Source organism: Pseudomonas salomonii (genome assembly GCF_900107155.1).
Classification (GTDB): domain Bacteria; phylum Pseudomonadota; class Gammaproteobacteria; order Pseudomonadales; family Pseudomonadaceae; genus Aquipseudomonas; species Aquipseudomonas salomonii.
Genome location: NZ_FNOX01000019.1, coordinates 1 through 16,843 on the forward strand (window position 1 = coordinate 1; position 16,843 = coordinate 16,843).

Here is a 16,843-nt window from a genome sequence, read left to right on the forward strand (position 1 = left end):
CCGATCTGATCGTTCCCACGCACCGCGTGGGAATGCAGCCCGTGACGCTCCGCGTCACAGAGTGCCCGGTATTCAGGCCATGCCCATAGGGCGGGACGCGGAGCGTGTGGGAGCGAGCATTAGTGCCAGCGTTGAATATCGATGAGTCCTTCTTGTCCTGCGTAATTGCGCGCACTGGAATACCGCCAGTGTTCGGCTAAGTCCACATATCCTCGTTTCACCGGGTTGTGGTGAATGTAATCAAGCTTTTGGTGCATCACCCGCTCGCTGTACACCAACTCAGCGTGTGAGCCTTCCTGCCAAAGTTGATAAACCCGGTCTATCTTGTGCGCCCGTTTGCTGAACCGCAGGCGTTGTAATAAACGCTCTGCGCCTCGGCGCTGCAAATCGTCAATGATGGTACCGGCGGTAAAGGATTTGAATTGGCTCACGCATTTGCCAAGGTCGGGCGCCTGAGCGATGAAGTGCAAGTGGTTTTCGAGGATGACGTAGCCGAAGAGATTCAAGGCATGGTGGCTTTGTTGATATCGCCAACAGTCCAAAAGATGACCAACGATGTAGTCACGGGTGAACAGCGGCAGCCATTCCATGACGGTGCAGGTGAGGAAGTGCGGCTTTTCAGGTTCGGTGATGACGTAGCGGCTTCTGCCCATGGATTCGTCCTTGAATCGGGGTGCGGGTTGGACGCGGAGCGTCCGGGGAGGCATTCCCACGCAGAGCGTGGGAACGATCACCTGTGGGAGCGGGCAAGCCCGCTCCCACAGGTGTTAACGGTTACTGCGCGTAGACATGGACGACAAAATGCTGGCCTGATGCTGTCAATTCATAGGCTTTGTCGTAGATCCTCAGCGTCCTTGATGGCTCGCGGATGGTGTCGCCGACGTTGGCGATCCTCCGGAATTCATCCCAGTCGATGACGGTGGTGCTGGTAGCGCCGTCGATTCTGAGGTTACTGCCGTCGCATTGATATTCCATAGGTTTAGCCCTCTGCTGGATTTCCGTTTCCGGCCGATTATTCGGCAGGCAGTTGTTCCCGAAAGGTGGCCGCTGCAGCGGCGTTTTCCTTTCGGGTTCCAAGAGGCTAGTCGATGAAATTGGGCTGTGATGCTGTCAGAAACACCAAATAACAGACTCGGCAATGCGCCAGTATTCGAGAGGCTTACGCGTTCATCACTTCCCTGATGTCTGCGGCTAATTCTCTTACACGTTCTTCCTCTGTATCCCACGCGCACATGAACCGTGCGCCACCTTTGCCAATGAAGGTGTAGAAGCGCCAGCCCTTGGCCGTCAGCGCCGCGATAGCCGGTTCCGAGAGTTGCAGGAACACGCCGTTGGCCTGTACCGGGAACATCAGCTCCACGCCGGGAATGTCCGCCACCAGGCCGCTGAGCAATTGCGCGCAGTGGTTGGCGTGGCGGGCGTGCTTGAGCCAGGCGTCGTTTTCCAGCAGGCCCACCCATGGCGCCGAGAGGAAGCGCATTTTCGAGGCCAGTTGGCCGGCCTGTTTGCAGCGGTAATCAAAGTCTTCAGCCAGTTTGTGGTTGAAGAACAGGATGGCTTCGCCGACTGCCATGCCGTTTTTGGTGCCGCCGAAGCACAGTACGTCCACACCGGCTTTCCAGGTCAGGTCGGCCGGCAAGCAGCCCAGGAACGCGCAGGCGTTGGAGAAACGCGCGCCGTCCATGTGCAGGTTCAGGCCCAGCTCTTTGCACGTGACGCTGATGGCGCGGATTTCTTCCGGGGTGTACACGCTGCCCACTTCCGTGGCTTGGGTGAGGGTGACCACGCGCGGTTTCGGGTAGTGGATATCCTGACGCTTGAGGGCGATCTCGCGGATCGATTCCGGGGTCAGCTTGCCGTTTTCGGTGCGGGCGGTGAGCAGCTTGGAGCCGTTGGAGAAAAACTCCGGCGCGCCGCATTCGTCGGTTTCGACGTGGGCGGTTTCCGAGCAAATCACGCTATGGTAGCTCTGGCACAGCGAAGACAGCGCCAGGGAGTTGGCCGCGGTGCCGTTGAAGGCGAAGAACACTTCGCAGTCGGTTTCGAACAAATTGCGGAAACCGTCGGCGGCGCGATGGGTCCACTCATCATCGCCGTAGGCGCGTTGATGGCCCTGGTTGGCTTGTTCCATGGCGGCCCAGGCTTCCGGGCAGATGCCGGAATAGTTGTCGCTGGCGAATTGTTGGCTCTTGTCAGTCATGGCCCATTCCTGTGGTCGATGTTGGTGCGCACTGTAACCAAGATTGTCGCGGGTGCGCACGCACTGTAAATGCAAAGTCACTGGGGAATTATGCACGGTACACACACGTTGGCTGTCGGACGCGTCCGCGATGGCGCACAGGATCTGCTCAAGTGGCTGGCGTTGCTGAGCATGGTGCTGGACCACTTGCGCTATGTCGGTTTGAGCCTGGACGGCCTGTATGTGCCGGGGCGTCTGGCGTTCCCGTGGTTTTGCCTGGCGATTGCGGCCAATGTGCACCGGCTCGCCAATACGCCCGTCACCGGCCAATGGCGCTACCTGGGCTGGCTGTTGCTGTTCAGTGTGATCAGTGAAGTGCCCTACCGGCTGTTTATCGAGGATGCCGATACGTTGAACGTCTTGCCGACGTTGGCGCTGGGGTTGCTGATTGCCCGAGGATGGCAGCAGAAGGCGCTGTTTGATCGAGGATTGGCGCTGATCGCCCTAGTCATCGCGGCCCTGTTGTCTGCCCAGCTGATGTTCGGGTTTTTCGGTGTGTTGCTGCCGCTGGTGATGCTGCTGGTGTTCACCCGGCCATGGTATTTCAGCCTGTTGCCGGGTTTGGTCTGCCTGGCCGCCAACCAATGGCAGATTCTGCTCAATAGCGGCACGCCTGTGGCGCTGATGGGGTTGGCCGCTTGCCTGATTGCGCCATTGGCGGGTCTGCTCTTGTTGCGACATGCCAAAAACGCCTCGCCACCGGCCATGCGTCGCTGGGCGTATGCCCTGTATCCACTGCATTTTCTGTTGCTATTACTCGTCCGCCAGGCGCTCGCCTAACCCCTTGTGGGAGCGGGCTTGCTCGCGAAGGCGGTGGGTCAGCCAATACATGTGCAAGCTGACTCACCGCCTTCGCGAGCAAGCCCGCTCCCACATTTGTTCTGCGTTGTTCGTGCCATGTCGTAAACGCACCTTTGCGTGGCGTGCGTAGGCATTTGACCTCTCTGCGCCAGCCCTACCATCGCATCAAAGGGCCCTGCGAGGGCCTCAACAATACGAAAGGCTGGGAGAGACGCGATGTTCAGCAAAAAAGACCAGATCCAAGGGTATGACGACGCATTGCTGGCGGCGATGAATGCCGAGGAGCAGCGTCAGGAAGATCATATCGAGCTGATCGCGTCAGAGAACTACACCAGCAAACGCGTCATGGAAGCCCAGGGCAGTGGCCTGACCAACAAATACGCCGAAGGCTACCCCGGCAAGCGCTATTACGGCGGCTGCGAGCATGTGGACAAGGTTGAAGCCCTGGCCATCGACCGCGCCAAACAACTGTTCGGCGCCGATTACGCCAACGTGCAGCCGCACTCCGGCTCATCCGCCAACAGCGCGGTGTACCTGGCGCTGATCAATGCCGGTGACACCATCCTCGGCATGAGCCTGGCCCATGGCGGCCACCTGACCCACGGCGCCAAAGTGTCGTCCTCGGGCAAGCTGTACAACGCCGTGCAGTACGGCATCAACACCGACACCGGGTTGATCGACTACGACGAAGTTGAGCGCCTGGCCGTCGAGTGCCAACCGAAAATGATCGTCGCCGGCTTCTCGGCTTACTCCAAGACCCTGGATTTCCCGCGCTTTCGCCAGATCGCCGACAAAGTGGGGGCGCTGCTGTTCGTCGACATGGCCCACGTCGCCGGCCTGGTTGCCGCGGGCCTGTACCCGAACCCGCTGCCTTACGCCGATGTGGTCACCACCACCACCCACAAGACCCTGCGCGGCCCGCGTGGCGGCTTGATCCTGGCCAAGGCCAACGAAGCCATCGAGAAGAAACTCAACGCTGCGGTGTTCCCCGGCGCCCAGGGCGGCCCGCTGATGCACGTGATCGCCGGCAAGGCTGTGTGCTTCAAGGAAGCGCTGGAGCCAGGTTTCAAGGCTTATCAACAACAGGTGATCGACAACGCCCAGGCCATGGCAGACGTGTTCATCAAGCGCGGCTATGACGTGGTGTCCGGCGGCACCGATAACCATCTGTTCCTGGTCAGCCTGATCCGCCAGGGCCTCACCGGCAAAGAGGCGGACGCCGCCCTCGGTCGCGCTCACATCACCGTCAACAAGAACGCGGTGCCGAATGACCCGCAGTCGCCGTTCGTGACCTCGGGCCTGCGCATCGGCACCCCGGCGGTGACTACGCGGGGTTTCAAGGTGCCGCAATGCATCGAACTGGCCGGCTGGATCTGCGACATCCTCGACAACCTCGGCGACGCCGATGTCGAGGCCAACGTGGCCAAGCACGTGTCTGCCCTGTGCGCTGATTTCCCGGTTTATCGCTGAGCGCGGTTTTGGAGTAATGACTATGCAACGCTACTCGGGCTTCGGCCTCTTCAAGCACTCACTCAGCCACCACGAAAACTGGCAGAAGATGTGGCGCACGCCCACACCGAAAAAGGTCTACGACGTGGTTATCGTCGGCGGCGGCGGGCATGGTCTGGCGACGGCTTACTATTTGGCCAAAGAACACGGCATCACCAATGTGGCCGTGGTCGAGAAAGGCTGGCTGGGCGGCGGTAACACCGCGCGCAACACCACCATCGTGCGTTCCAACTACCTGTGGGACGAGTCGGCGCACCTGTACGAACACGCGATGAAACTGTGGGAAGGCTTGTCCCAGGACCTGAACTACAACGTGATGTTCTCCCAGCGCGGCGTCTACAACCTGTGCCACACCTTGCAGGACATCCGGGATTCGGAGCGCCGCGTGAGCGCCAACCGCCTCAACGGTGTGGACGGCGAACTGCTCAACGCCAAACAGGTGGCCGACGAGATTCCGTACCTCGACTGCTCAAAAAACACCCGCTACCCGGTACTCGGCGCCACCGTGCAACGGCGCGGCGGCGTGGCCCGTCACGATGCCGTGGCCTGGGGCTTCGCCCGTGCGGCTGACGCGCTCGGCGTGGATTTGATCCAGCAGACCGAAGTGATCGGCTTTCGCAAGGAAAACGGCGTGTGCATCGGCGTCGAAACCAACAAGGGTTTTATCGGCGCCAAGCGCGTCGGTGTGGTCACCGCCGGTAACTCCGGGCATATGGCCTCGCTGGCAGGCTTTCGCCTGCCGATCGAATCCCACCCGCTGCAAGCGCTGGTGTCCGAGCCGATCAAGCCGATTATCGACAGCGTGATCATGTCCAACGCCGTGCACGGTTACATCAGCCAGTCCGACAAGGGCGACCTGGTGATCGGCGCCGGTATCGACGGCTACAACGGCTATGGCCAGCGCGGCTCGTACCCGGTGATCGAACACACCATCCAGGCCATCGTCGAGATGTTCCCGGTGCTGTCGCGGGTGCGCATGAACCGCCAGTGGGGCGGCATCGTCGACACCACGCCGGACGCCTGCCCGATCATCTCCAAGACGCCGGTGCCGAACATGTTCTTCAACTGCGGCTGGGGTACTGGTGGTTTTAAAGCGACTCCAGGCTCAGGCAACGTGTTTGCCGCCAGCCTCGCCAAGGGTGAAATGCACCCATTGGCAGCACCTTTTTCCATCGACCGTTTCCACAACGGTGCGTTGATCGACGAACACGGCGCTGCGGCCGTCGCCCACTAACAGGAGAAATTCCCTATGTTGCATATCTTCTGTCCTCACTGTGGCGAACTGCGCTCCGAAGAGGAATTCCACGCATCCGGCCAAGCGCACATCCCGCGCCCGCTGGACCCGAATGCCTGCACCGATGAAGAGTGGGGCGACTACATGTTCTTCCGTGACAACCCTCGCGGGCTGCACCACGAACTGTGGATTCACGCCGCCGGTTGCCGTCAGTACTTCAACGCCACCCGCGACACCCTGACCTACGAAATTCTTGAAACCTACAAGATTGGCAGCAAGCCGCAATTCACCGCCAAGGCTTCTGGAGAGAAGGTATGAGCCAGATCAATCGCCTGTCCAACGGTGGTCGCATCGACCGCAACAAAGCCCTGACGTTTACCTTCAACGGCCAGAGCTACAAAGGCTTTGAGGGCGACACCCTGGCCGCAGCATTGCTGGCCAATGGCGTCGACATCATCGGCCGCAGCTTCAAGTATTCGCGCCCGCGCGGCATCTTTGCCGCCGGTGCCGAAGAGCCGAACGCAGTGCTGCAGATCGGCGCCACCGAAGCCACCCAGATCCCCAACGTGCGTGCCACGCAACAGGCGCTGTACCAGGGTTTGGTCGCCACCAGCACCAACGGCTGGCCGAACGTCAACAATGACGTGATGGGCATTCTCGGCAAGGTCGGCGGCAAGCTGATGCCGCCGGGCTTCTACTACAAAACCTTCATGTACCCGCAATCGTTCTGGATGACCTACGAAAAGTACATTCGTAAGGCTGCGGGCCTGGGCCGCTCGCCAACCGAGAACGACCCGGACACCTACGACAACTTCAACCGTCACTGCGACGTGCTGATTGTCGGTGCCGGCCCTGCCGGCCTGGCCGCCGCACTGGCCGCTGCGCGCAGCGGTGCCCGCGTGATCATTGCTGACGAACAGGAAGAATTCGGCGGCTCCTTGCTGGACTCGCGTGAAAGCCTCGACGGCAAGCCGGCGGCCGAGTGGGTTGCCAGCGTAATCGCGGAACTCAAGGCCCTGCCGGACGTGGTGTTGCTACCGCGAGCCACCGTCAACGGCTACCACGACCACAATTTCCTGACCATCCACGAACGCCTCACCGACCACCTCGGTGACCGTGCGCCCATCGGCCAGGTGCGCCAGCGCATCCACCGTGTGCGCGCCAAGCGCGTGGTGCTGGCGACCGGTGCGTGCGAGCGTCCGCTGGTGTACGGCAACAACGACGTGCCGGGCAATATGCTCGCCGGTGCGGTCTCTACCTACGTGCGCCGCTACGGCGTGGCACCTGGCAAAAAACTGGTGCTGTCGACCAACAACGACCACGCCTACCGCGTGGCGCTGGACTGGCTCGATGCGGGCCTGCAAGTGGTCGCCGTGGCTGATGTGCGTCACAACCCACGTGGCGCGCTGGTGGAAGAAGCCCGCGCCAAAGGCATTCGTATCCTCACCGGCAGCGCCGTGATCGAAGCCCGTGGCAGCAAACACGTGACCGCTGCGCGTGTGGCGGCGATTGACGTCAAAGCGCACAAAGTCACCAGCCCAGGCGAGTGGCTGGACTGCGATCTGGTGGCCAGCTCCGGCGGCTACAGCCCAGTGGTTCACTTGGCCTCGCACCTGGGCGGCAAGCCGACCTGGCGCGAAGACATCCTCGGTTTCGTACCGGGTGAAGCCCCGCAAAAACGCGTGTGTGTCGGTGGCATCAATGGCGTCTACGGCCTCGGCGATTCCCTGGCCGATGGTTTTGAAGGCGGCGTGCGCGCAGCCAGCGAAGCCGGGTTTGCGCCGGTGGAAGGCACGCTGCCAAAAGCCTTGAGCCGTCTGGAAGAGCCGACCCTGGGCATTTACCAGGTGCCCCATGACAAGCCGACCGCACGGGCGCCGAAGCAATTTGTCGACCTGCAAAACGACGTCACCGCTGCTGCCATTGAGCTGGCGACCCGCGAAGGCTTCGAGTCGGTCGAACACGTCAAGCGCTACACCGCGCTGGGCTTCGGCACCGACCAGGGCAAGCTCGGCAACGTCAACGGCCTGGCCATCGCGGCCCGCTCGCTGAACGTGACCATCCCGCAGATGGGCACCACCATGTTCCGCCCGAACTACACGCCGGTGACCTTCGGCGCCATCGCGGGCCGTCACTGTGGGCACATTTTCGAGCCGGTGCGCTACACCGCGCTGCAAGCCTGGCACGTCAAAAACGGCGCCGAGTTTGAAGACGTCGGCCAATGGAAACGCCCTTGGTACTTCCCACGTAACGGTGAAGACCTGCACGCCGCCGTGAAGCGCGAATGCCTGGCCGTGCGCGACAGCGTCGGCCTGCTGGATGCATCCACCCTCGGCAAGATCGACATTCAAGGCCCGGATGCCCGCGAGTTCCTCAACCGCATCTACAGCAACGCCTGGACCAAGCTCGACGTGGGCAAGGCTCGCTACGGCCTGATGTGCAAGGAAGACGGCATGGTCTTCGACGACGGCGTAACAGCCTGCCTGGCCGACAACCACTTCCTGATGACCACCACCACCGGCGGCGCGGCACGCGTACTCCAGTGGCTGGAAATCTACCAGCAGACCGAGTGGCCAGACCTCAAGGTGTACTTCACTTCGGTCACCGACCACTGGGCGACCATGACCTTGTCCGGCCCCAACAGCCGCAAGCTGCTGGCGGAAGTCACCGACATCGACCTGGACAAGGACGGCTTCCCGTTCATGACCTGGAAAGAAGGCCTGGTTGGCGGCGTGCCGGCGCGGGTGTTCCGTATCTCGTTTACCGGCGAGCTGTCGTACGAAGTCAACGTGCAGGCCGACTACGCCATGGGCGTACTCGAACAGATCGTTGCGGCGGGCAAGAAGTACAACCTCACGCCGTACGGCACCGAGACCATGCACGTATTGCGCGCCGAGAAGGGCTTCATCATCGTCGGGCAAGACACCGACGGCTCGATGACCCCGGACGACCTGAACATGGGCTGGTGCGTAGGCCGCACCAAACCGTTCTCGTGGATCGGCTGGCGCGGGATGAACCGTGAAGACTGCGTGCGTGAAGAGCGTAAGCAACTGGTGGGCTTGAAGCCGATTGACCCGAATGTATGGCTGCCGGAAGGCGCGCAATTGGTGTTCGACCCTAAACAGTCGATCCCGATGAAGATGGTCGGCCATGTGACCTCAAGCTATGCGCACAACTCGCTGGGTTATTCGTTTGCGATGGCGGTGGTCAAGGGCGGTTTGAAGCGCATGGGTGAGCGAGTGTTCTCACCGCAGGCGGATGGCAGCGTGATCGAGGCAGAGATTGTGTCCTCGGTGTTCTTTGACCCGAAAGGCGATCGCCAGAACATCTGAAACTGATCGTTCCCACGCTCTGCGTGGGAATGCATCCCGGGACGCTCCGCGTCCCAAGAGCGGACGCAGAGCGTCCATGGCGGCATTCCCACGCAGAGCGTGGGAACGATCAACTTAAGAGACAAGGTGCTTTATGACAGCAGCCAATGTTTACCAACAACGCCCCACCTCCGGCGCCAAGGCCGAGTCGTCGCTGCACCATGCCGACCTCGCCAGCCTGGTCGGCAAGGGCCGCAAGAACGCCGGCGTGACCGTGCGGGAAAAGAAACTCCTCGGCCACCTGACGATTCGTGGCGATGGCCATGACGCCGCGTTCGCCGCCGGTGTGCACAAAGCCCTCGGCATCGAACTGCCCGGCGCACTCCAGGTCATCGTCAAAGGCGACACCAGCCTGCAATGGCTCGGCCCGGACGAGTGGCTGTTAATCGTGCCAAGCGGCGAAGAATTTGCCGCCGAACAAAACCTGCGCGCTGCTCTGGGCGAGCTGCATATCCAGATCGTCAACGTCAGCGGCGGCCAGCAGATCCTCGAACTCAGCGGCCCTAATGTGCGCGACGTGTTGATGAAGTCCACCAGCTACGACGTGCACCCTAATAACTTCCCGGTGGGCAAGGCGGTGGGCACGGTGTTCGCCAAGTCGCAGTTGGTGATCCGTCACACGGCTGAAGACACCTGGGAGCTGCTGATCCGCCGCAGCTTCTCGGATTACTGGTGGTTGTGGCTGCAGGATGCGTCCGCCGAATTTGGCCTGAATGTCGTTGCATAACGATCGTTCCCACGCTCTGCGTGGGAATGCATCCCGGGACGCTCCGCGTCCCAAGAGCGGACGCAGAGCGTCCATGGCGGCATTCCCACGCAGAGCGTGGGAACGATCAAGGAGTCACGCACAATGAGCCGCGCACCCGATACATGGATTTTGACTGCCGACTGCCCCAGCGTGCTCGGCACGGTGGACGCGGTCACCCGCTACCTGTTCGAGCAGGGCTGCTACGTCACCGAGCACCATTCGTTCGATGACCGCCTCTCGGGAAGGTTTTTTATTCGCGTGGAATTCCGTCAGCCCGAGGGCTTTGACGAGCAGGCGTTCCGCGATGGCCTGGCTACTCGCGGCGAAGCCTTTGGCATGATCTTCGAGCTGACGGCGCCGAACTACCGGCCAAAAGTGGTGATCATGGTCTCCAAGGCCGATCACTGCCTCAACGATTTGCTCTACCGCCAGCGCATCGGCCAACTGTCGATGGACGTGGTCGCGGTGGTGTCCAACCACCCTGATTTGAAACCTTTGGCCGACTGGCACCAGATTCCCTACTACCATTTCCCCCTCGACCCCAACGACAAACCGTCCCAGGAGCGTCAGGTGTGGCAAGTGATTGAAGAAACCGGCGCCGAACTGGTGATTCTTGCGCGCTATATGCAAGTGCTGTCGCCGGAGTTGTGCCGCAAGCTCGATGGCAAGGCCATCAACATTCACCACTCGTTGCTGCCCGGTTTCAAAGGCGCCAAGCCGTATCACCAGGCCTACAACAAGGGTGTGAAACTGGTGGGCGCCACGGCGCATTACATCAACAACGATCTGGATGAAGGCCCGATCATCGCCCAGGGCGTGGAGGTGGTGGACCACAGCCACTATCCCGAGGACTTGATTGCCAAGGGGCGCGATATCGAAGGGCTGACGTTGGCGCGTGCGGTGGGGTATCACATTGAGCGGCGGGTGTTTCTAAACGCCAATAGAACCGTGGTGCTCTGACTGACGTCTTCGCGAGCAAGCCCGCGAAGGGGCCCTGACAAACAACGCAAAAACAGCATCTGTACCCGAGCACTTAAACGCGCCGCCTGCCTGGGCGACGCGGTTCCATAAAAACAACAGCGAGGTGAAAGCATGTCTGGTAATCGTGGTGTCGTGTATCTCGGCAACGGCAAGGTCGAAGTACAGAAAATCGACTATCCCAAAATGCAGGACCCCCGTGGCAGGAAGATTGAGCACGGCGTCATCCTGCGCGTGGTCTCCACCAACATCTGCGGCTCCGACCAACACATGGTGCGCGGCCGCACCACTGCCCAGACCGGCCTGGTACTGGGGCATGAAATCACCGGCGAAGTGATCGAGAAGGGCAGCGACGTCGAGAACCTGAAGATCGGTGACCTGGTGTCGGTGCCATTCAACGTGGCGTGCGGCCGCTGCCGCTCCTGCAAAGAGCAGCACACCGGCGTGTGCCTCACCGTCAACCCGGCCCGTGCCGGTGGCGCCTACGGCTATGTCGACATGGGCGACTGGACCGGCGGCCAGGCCGAATACGTGCTGGTGCCGTATGCCGACTTCAACCTGCTCAAACTGCCGGACCGCGACAAGGCCATGGAGAAAATCCGTGACCTGACCTGCCTCTCCGACATCCTGCCGACCGGCTACCACGGCGCCGTCACTGCCGGCGTTGGCCCTGGCAGCACCGTCTACATCGCAGGCGCCGGCCCCGTTGGCCTGGCCGCTGCCGCTTCCGCCCGCCTGCTCGGCGCAGCGGTGGTGATCATCGGCGACGTCAACCCAATCCGCCTGGCCCACGCCAAGGCCCAGGGTTTCGAGATTGCCGACCTGTCCAAAGACACCCCACTGCACGAACAAATCGCCGCCTTGCTGGGCGAGCCGGAAGTGGACTGCGCGGTAGACGCCGTAGGCTTCGAAGCCCGTGGCCACGGCCATGAAGGCGCCAAGGCCGAAGCCCCGGCCACCGTGCTCAATTCGCTGATGGGCGTGGTGCGCGTGGCGGGCAAAATCGGTATCCCTGGCCTGTACGTTACCGAAGACCCAGGTGCTGTGGATGCTGCCGCCAAAATGGGCAGCCTGAGCATTCGCTTTGGCCTGGGCTGGGCCAAATCCCACAGCTTCCACACCGGGCAAACGCCGGTGATGAAGTACAACCGCGCGCTGATGCAGGCGATCATGTGGGACCGTATCAACATTGCGGACATTGTCGGTGTGCAGGTGATCAGCCTGGATGACGCGCCGCGTGGGTATGGCGAGTTTGATGCGGGCGTGCCGAAGAAGTTTGTGATTGATCCGCATAAGATGTTTAGTGCGGCGTAAATAAAAGTGAAATGATAAGGGCGACCGCAAAGTCGCCCTTATTAATTATTGCGGTGCTGTGAGTCTTAAGTTAGGAACAGCCGTTTCACCATTTTCTACCAGCGTTTTGCCGCCGTAGTCACAGCGCAGCTTTCCATTCACTACATTGAACGTCTCTGCCTGAAGTTCATATTTAGCGGCCAGGTAATCATCTTTAGTAGCACCCGTTTGGCCCGTCCACTCCTTCCCGCCGCTCTTGGCAGTGTATTTGAAACCGTCGACGGTATTGCCCTGGATGGTTTCCTGGAATGCTTCAGATTTAATGGTGCCAGGTGCCGGGCAGTCCTTGATATCAGCTGCATGAGCGCCCCCAGCCAATACACAAGCAGCCAGCATCCCTACGGCGAATTTATAATTCATATTTGATCCTTAATATTGAACTGTGAGGTGGAGTCTGAATGCTAAGTAGGTTTGCTAACGTGGGGTACTGTGAGAAATGACAGTTTTTTATAATTATCCATTATAAGAAATTCGTCTTATATGGAAACTCGGCGTATTTGAAGCTGCCGGGAATTGCCTATGCAGGTAAGGAAAGGGCGACAGGGCGTCGCCCTTTGGTGCTGTTTTAAGCCTGCAAACGCCTGCTGATCACATCAAGCAAATCGCAGCCATCGCGCAACGGAATGGCGCAGAGCAGGGCGAAGTTCTGGAGGACGAGGTTGTCGGTGTTCAGGCCTTCACGAAACGCCAGGTTTTCCATGACTTGGGTGACCGCGCGGATGCGGTAGACGGCGGCATCGTGGAGTACGTCGAGCGGCACTTGGGTGACGATGAGCAGGGAGGGCGTGGTGGCGTCGTGGCCGGTAAGCGGCATGTATCGGTTCATGTTTTAACCTTTATTTCAGAGAGTGAGGCTACCACTCACACGTCGCCAAACGAATGGGTGGCAGCTGTACGCAGGTTGGCGAACCGGTGAAATAAAGCAAAGGCCGGCAGACCCGAAGGTCTCCCGCGCACAGCCGCCATAAAGCAGCCTTACGCGTGCGAAAGCACCTGCAAAGGAGCATGTGCTTTTGCATGCATTATTTCAATCGAGTCGCCAAACCCGTGTCGCCATATGGACGACCGCCGAACTATAAGCGCCATCCATCGCCAGGAGCAAGTCGCCCGGCCAATGCAGATCAAATGTGGGAGCAGGCAAGCCAGCTCCCACACAGGTGCGGGGTGTCAGCGAGTGGCCAGGGCGCCCTGGTACAGCACGGGGCCGGTGGGTTGTCCGGTGGGCGAGCCGCCTTGTGGCTCCAGGCTGACGGCGAGGGTCGCGGGTGCGGTCAGCAGCGCTTGCTGCTCCTTGCTCAGCTCGATTCGGCCTTTACCCGAGCTCGGCACCAGGCCCAGGGAAACGGGTTTGCCACCGGCCGCAATGACCCACAGTTCCAGGGCACGCGTCGGCTCTACAGCCGCCAATGTGAGCGGCTCGACTTGCAGGTGATCGCCAAACGCCTGCACCTGCAGCGCCGGCTGCTGGTTGGCGGCCACTAACGTGGCGTTGTACTCGGCGCCGATATCACGCTGATACAGCACGCCCACCAGCACCGCCACGACGATCGCGCAGGCAGCGGCCAGCAGGCGGAAATTCATCCAGAACGGTTTCTTCGCCGGCACATGCAGCACTTGCGGCTCAATGCGCGCCTTGATGCCGGCCCACACATGCTCCGGCACTGGCCGCTCGGGCACGGCGCCCGTCAGGCTGGCCAGAGCATCCTGCCAATGGCCGAGTTCGACGCGCAGCGCGGCATCGTCCAGCAGCAGGTTTTCAAAGCGCCGACGCGCAGTGGCGGGCATCAAGCCGATGGCATAGTCGGCAGCCAGGGCGCGACGCAGAGCGGTGGTTTGGTAGTTCATGATTCAAGGCACCTGCGCAGGCGCTCCATGCCACGGCGAATCCAGGATTTGACCGAGCCCAGGGGCGCGGCCAAGTGTTCGGCCAGCTCCGAGCACGACAGGCCCTGGAAGTAAGCCACGCTGATCGACTGGCGCTGCATACCGTCGAGGGTGTCGAGGCAGCGGTTGAGGGCGCGGGCTTCGCGCTCGCTGGCGAGTTGCTCGTGGGCGCTGGGGCCGTCGTCGAGCAGGGCGTCCTGCTGGCCGTCGGCCAAGGGCTGTTCGCGGTGTTTGCGCAATTGGTCGATGGCCAGGTTGCGGGTGATGTTGACCATCCAGGTCATCGGCGCGGCCAAATGGGCTTCGTAGCGCGAAGCGTTGTACCAGATGCGCACAAAAGCCTCCTGCAACACCTCTTCGGCGAGGTCCGAGCGCCCCATGAAACGAAAAGCAACGCCGTGCAATCGCGGCGACACGCTGCGGTATAGGGTCTCGAACGCCTGGCGGTTGCCCAGGGCGCATTGGGCCAGCAGGGGCCGCAATGGGTCAGCATCGTGGACGGAAATAGGGCTTCTCCAGGCTCTCGTTCGAGGGCGACGGGACGGCGCACGGTAGGCAGAGGGTAGTCCAGCTTGAGCATTCATTCCATCCGACTCCGGGCGGTGCATGTCTGGATATACGCGCGCAGGGAACATTTGGATGCGGATTTCTCTGAACTCATGTGCAAGTGGGAACATTCCTTCGGGACTGTCAGTCAAACGCCTGCTTTTAGCTCCTACATTCAGAGGTTGTCTTGATGAAGATTTCACGCGGTTTTGCCCTGTCCTGCCTGTTGACCATGGCCGCCAGCCCGGTGTTTGCCGCAGGTTTCAGCCTCGGTGACGTGGCCAATGCCGTCTCCGGTGCCCAGGGCAGCAACAACAAGGCGGCGGCTGCAGCGCCGAGCTCTGAGACCGCCGGCCTGCTGAGCGCCCTGACCTCGCAATTGAACATCACCCCCGAACAAGCCGTGGGCGGTACCGGCGCCATGCTGGGCCTGGCCAAGAACAAACTGAGCGGTACCGACTACTCGCAACTGGGCAAGAGTGTGCCGGGCCTGGATCAACTCTCGGGGAACAACGCCCTGGGCAGCCTTGGCGCCTTGAGCGGGATGCTCGGCCAGAGCGGCGGCAGCAAGACCAGCGGCCTGGATGGTTTGTTGGGTAACGTGAAGGACACCGGTGACCTGAACACCGCTTTCAGTGCACTGGGCATGGATAACAGCATGATCGGCAAGTTTGCGCCGGTGATTCTGCAATACCTGGGCGGCCAGGGTGCCAACGAGTCGGTGCTGGGCAAGCTGGCCTCGGCGTGGGGCACTGGTAGCTAACTTCTTTTAATGGGTAGTTCGTACAAGGTGCGTAACTTTATTGAGGGTGAAAATGAAAAAATACCCGCAATCAAAGGTATTGATTTGTAGGGAACCACAGCAAAGGCAGAGCCACTGATTGTGACCTTCCAAGTGTTCTCCATAACGCGCCTGGAAGGTTTCCTGTCATGAACTTTAGGTGGTGACTCTATGATAAATCTACGTTTTCCAACTAACACCTTGGCGCTCATTCCTCCCAACCTCAGGCCGGACCCGGCCCAGGAAATGTATTCGCGCACAGGTACCAGTTATAAGGACCATCTGGAGCGGCGCGTCAGAGACCAGAATGGAACGGCCAGTGCCTCCAACGCACAGGGCCCCGAAGAACCCAATGATAGGGCACTTAACGTTTGGGGCGAATGTTTTCCCCGTTAGTCAGTACTCACCTTGATTCAATAACGCACGGCCCGTATTGAATGAACAGGTTTTAGACACCACGGGCAGCTTTATTTGAGAAGTGTGTCAATTCTCTGGTCCTTCTCCTGCCAGAGCTGGTTCACCCAGTTCTGGACGGTCTGGCGAAACGCCGGATCATTCTCGTAGTCCCCTTGCCACAATGCCGGGTCCAACTCGCGGGTGCGAATATCGATGATCACCTTCGGCACGGCGCCGCTGATCAAGTCCCAGAACCCGGGGATCTTTTGCTGCGGATAGACGACGGTCACGTCGAGAATCGCGTCCAGCTGCTCACCCATTGCCGCCAGCACAAACGCCACGCCGCCTGCCTTGGGCTTTAGCAGACGGGCAAATGGCGATTGCTGCTGCTTGCGTTTGGCCTCGCTGAACCGTGTTCCTTCCAGGTAATTGACCACCGTTACCGGCTGGCGCTTGAACAGCTCGCAGGCCTCTTTGGTGATCTTCAAATCCTGCCCCGCCAGCTCCGGGTGCTTGGCCAGGAACGCCTTGGTGTAACGCTTCATGAACGGGTAATCCAGCGCCCACCAGGCCAGGCCCAGGAAGGGCACCCAGATCAGCTCTTTTTTCAGGAAGAATTTGAAGAACGGCGTGCGCCGGTTGAGCGCCTGGATCAGCGCGGGAATGTCGACCCAGGATTGGTGGTTGCTGATCACCAGGTACGAGGTGTCGCCGCGTAGCTCGTCGCCGCCGCGAATATCCCATTGGGTGGGGATGCACAGCGCGAAAATCAGCTTGTCGATCTCCGCCCAAGTCTCTGCGATCCACATCACAGCCCGGGAGGCATAGTCGCGAAAGCGGCCGGGCGCTACCAGCTTGAGCAGGGCAAACACCATCAACGGCCCGAACAGCACCAGGGTGTTGAGCAATAACAGCAGTGTGACAAAACAGCCGGTGAGCAGTCGGCGCATAAGTAACTCTTGGAATCGGGTGGGCGGGCCATGATAAGCAAGCTGAGTCTAGA

At 60.6% G+C, this 16,843-nt stretch carries 17 protein-coding genes; 9 read left to right on the plus strand and 8 right to left on the minus strand.

Annotated elements, in window-relative coordinates; all coding sequences use genetic code 11:
- Positions 1-119 precede the first annotated feature (119 nt).
- From BLV67_RS30055 to BLV67_RS30065, 3 genes are all read right to left on the minus strand, one after another.
- The gene (locus BLV67_RS30055) at positions 120-653 is read right to left on the minus strand and encodes an REP-associated tyrosine transposase (protein ID WP_069787002.1); all 534 of its coding nucleotides are present in this window, start codon (positions 651-653) and stop codon (positions 120-122) included.
- A gap of 121 nt (positions 654-774) precedes the next feature.
- Entirely contained in the window at positions 775-975 is a 201-nt protein-coding gene (locus BLV67_RS30060; protein WP_065929442.1) for a hypothetical protein, read from the minus strand.
- Positions 976-1,159: 184 nt separating this feature from the next.
- Positions 1,160-2,200 carry a threonine aldolase family protein gene (locus BLV67_RS30065; RefSeq protein WP_069787003.1) on the minus strand — a complete coding sequence of 347 codons (1,041 nt, stop codon included), beginning with the start codon at positions 2,198-2,200 and terminating at the stop codon, positions 1,160-1,162.
- A 90-nt stretch (positions 2,201-2,290) separates the two neighbouring features.
- Between BLV67_RS30065 and BLV67_RS30070 the strand changes: the two genes are divergently transcribed.
- The 8 genes from BLV67_RS30070 to fdhA all read left to right on the plus strand — a co-directional run bounded on the left by BLV67_RS30070 (position 2,291) and on the right by fdhA (position 12,194).
- A complete protein-coding gene (locus tag BLV67_RS30070) occupies positions 2,291-3,019 on the plus strand; it encodes a TraX family protein (protein WP_069787004.1) in 729 nt (242 codons plus the stop codon).
- Between the two features lie 237 nt (positions 3,020-3,256).
- Positions 3,257-4,510 carry a serine hydroxymethyltransferase gene (gene glyA, locus BLV67_RS30080; RefSeq protein WP_065929439.1) on the plus strand — a complete coding sequence of 418 codons (1,254 nt, stop codon included), beginning with the start codon at positions 3,257-3,259 and terminating at the stop codon, positions 4,508-4,510.
- Between the two features lie 22 nt (positions 4,511-4,532).
- On the plus strand, positions 4,533-5,783 hold the full coding sequence (locus BLV67_RS30085; RefSeq protein WP_010207084.1) for a sarcosine oxidase subunit beta: 1,251 nt from the start codon (positions 4,533-4,535) through the stop codon (positions 5,781-5,783).
- Between the two features lie 15 nt (positions 5,784-5,798).
- Positions 5,799-6,101: a sarcosine oxidase subunit delta gene (locus BLV67_RS30090; RefSeq protein ID WP_056857790.1), complete on the plus strand. Its 303-nt coding sequence runs from the start codon at positions 5,799-5,801 to the stop codon at positions 6,099-6,101.
- A complete protein-coding gene (locus BLV67_RS30095) occupies positions 6,098-9,115 on the plus strand; it encodes a sarcosine oxidase subunit alpha (protein WP_069787005.1) in 3,018 nt (1,005 codons plus the stop codon). Before BLV67_RS30090 ends, BLV67_RS30095 begins: the two co-directional genes overlap by 4 nt.
- A 133-nt stretch (positions 9,116-9,248) precedes the next feature.
- Positions 9,249-9,881, plus strand: a complete 633-nt coding sequence (locus BLV67_RS30100) for a sarcosine oxidase subunit gamma (RefSeq protein WP_069787006.1) — start codon at positions 9,249-9,251, stop codon at positions 9,879-9,881.
- A 123-nt stretch (positions 9,882-10,004) separates the two neighbouring features.
- Positions 10,005-10,862, plus strand: a complete 858-nt coding sequence (gene purU / locus BLV67_RS30110) for a formyltetrahydrofolate deformylase (protein WP_056857793.1) — start codon at positions 10,005-10,007, stop codon at positions 10,860-10,862.
- A gap of 132 nt (positions 10,863-10,994) precedes the next feature.
- Complete coding sequence (fdhA, locus tag BLV67_RS30115; protein ID WP_065929435.1) at positions 10,995-12,194, plus strand: formaldehyde dehydrogenase, glutathione-independent; 1,200 nt, start codon at positions 10,995-10,997, stop codon at positions 12,192-12,194.
- Positions 12,195-12,239: 45 nt separating this feature from the next.
- Here the strand turns inward: fdhA and BLV67_RS30120 are convergent, their stop codons facing one another.
- The 4 genes from BLV67_RS30120 to BLV67_RS30135 all read right to left on the minus strand — a co-directional run bounded on the left by BLV67_RS30120 (position 12,240) and on the right by BLV67_RS30135 (position 14,701).
- The gene (locus BLV67_RS30120) at positions 12,240-12,593 is read right to left on the minus strand and encodes a hypothetical protein (protein ID WP_065929434.1); all 354 of its coding nucleotides are present in this window, start codon (positions 12,591-12,593) and stop codon (positions 12,240-12,242) included.
- 205 nt (positions 12,594-12,798) lie between these two features.
- Entirely contained in the window at positions 12,799-13,059 is a 261-nt protein-coding gene (locus BLV67_RS30125) for a hypothetical protein (RefSeq protein ID WP_244160801.1), read from the minus strand.
- A gap of 341 nt (positions 13,060-13,400) precedes the next feature.
- Positions 13,401-14,078, minus strand: a complete 678-nt coding sequence (locus BLV67_RS30130) for an anti-sigma factor (RefSeq protein WP_069787008.1) — start codon at positions 14,076-14,078, stop codon at positions 13,401-13,403.
- Positions 14,075-14,701, minus strand: a complete 627-nt coding sequence (locus tag BLV67_RS30135) for a sigma-70 family RNA polymerase sigma factor (RefSeq protein WP_065929431.1) — start codon at positions 14,699-14,701, stop codon at positions 14,075-14,077. Before BLV67_RS30135 ends, BLV67_RS30130 begins: the two co-directional genes overlap by 4 nt.
- Positions 14,702-14,853: 152 nt before the next feature.
- On the opposite strand from BLV67_RS30135, the gene BLV67_RS30140 reads away from it, so the two are divergent.
- Positions 14,854-15,426 carry a DUF2780 domain-containing protein gene (locus BLV67_RS30140; RefSeq protein ID WP_065929430.1) on the plus strand — a complete coding sequence of 191 codons (573 nt, stop codon included), beginning with the start codon at positions 14,854-14,856 and terminating at the stop codon, positions 15,424-15,426.
- Between the two features lie 485 nt (positions 15,427-15,911).
- Here the strand turns inward: BLV67_RS30140 and BLV67_RS30145 are convergent, their stop codons facing one another.
- The gene (locus BLV67_RS30145; protein ID WP_069787009.1) at positions 15,912-16,790 is read right to left on the minus strand and encodes an acyltransferase; all 879 of its coding nucleotides are present in this window, start codon (positions 16,788-16,790) and stop codon (positions 15,912-15,914) included.
- Positions 16,791-16,843 lie beyond the last annotated feature (53 nt).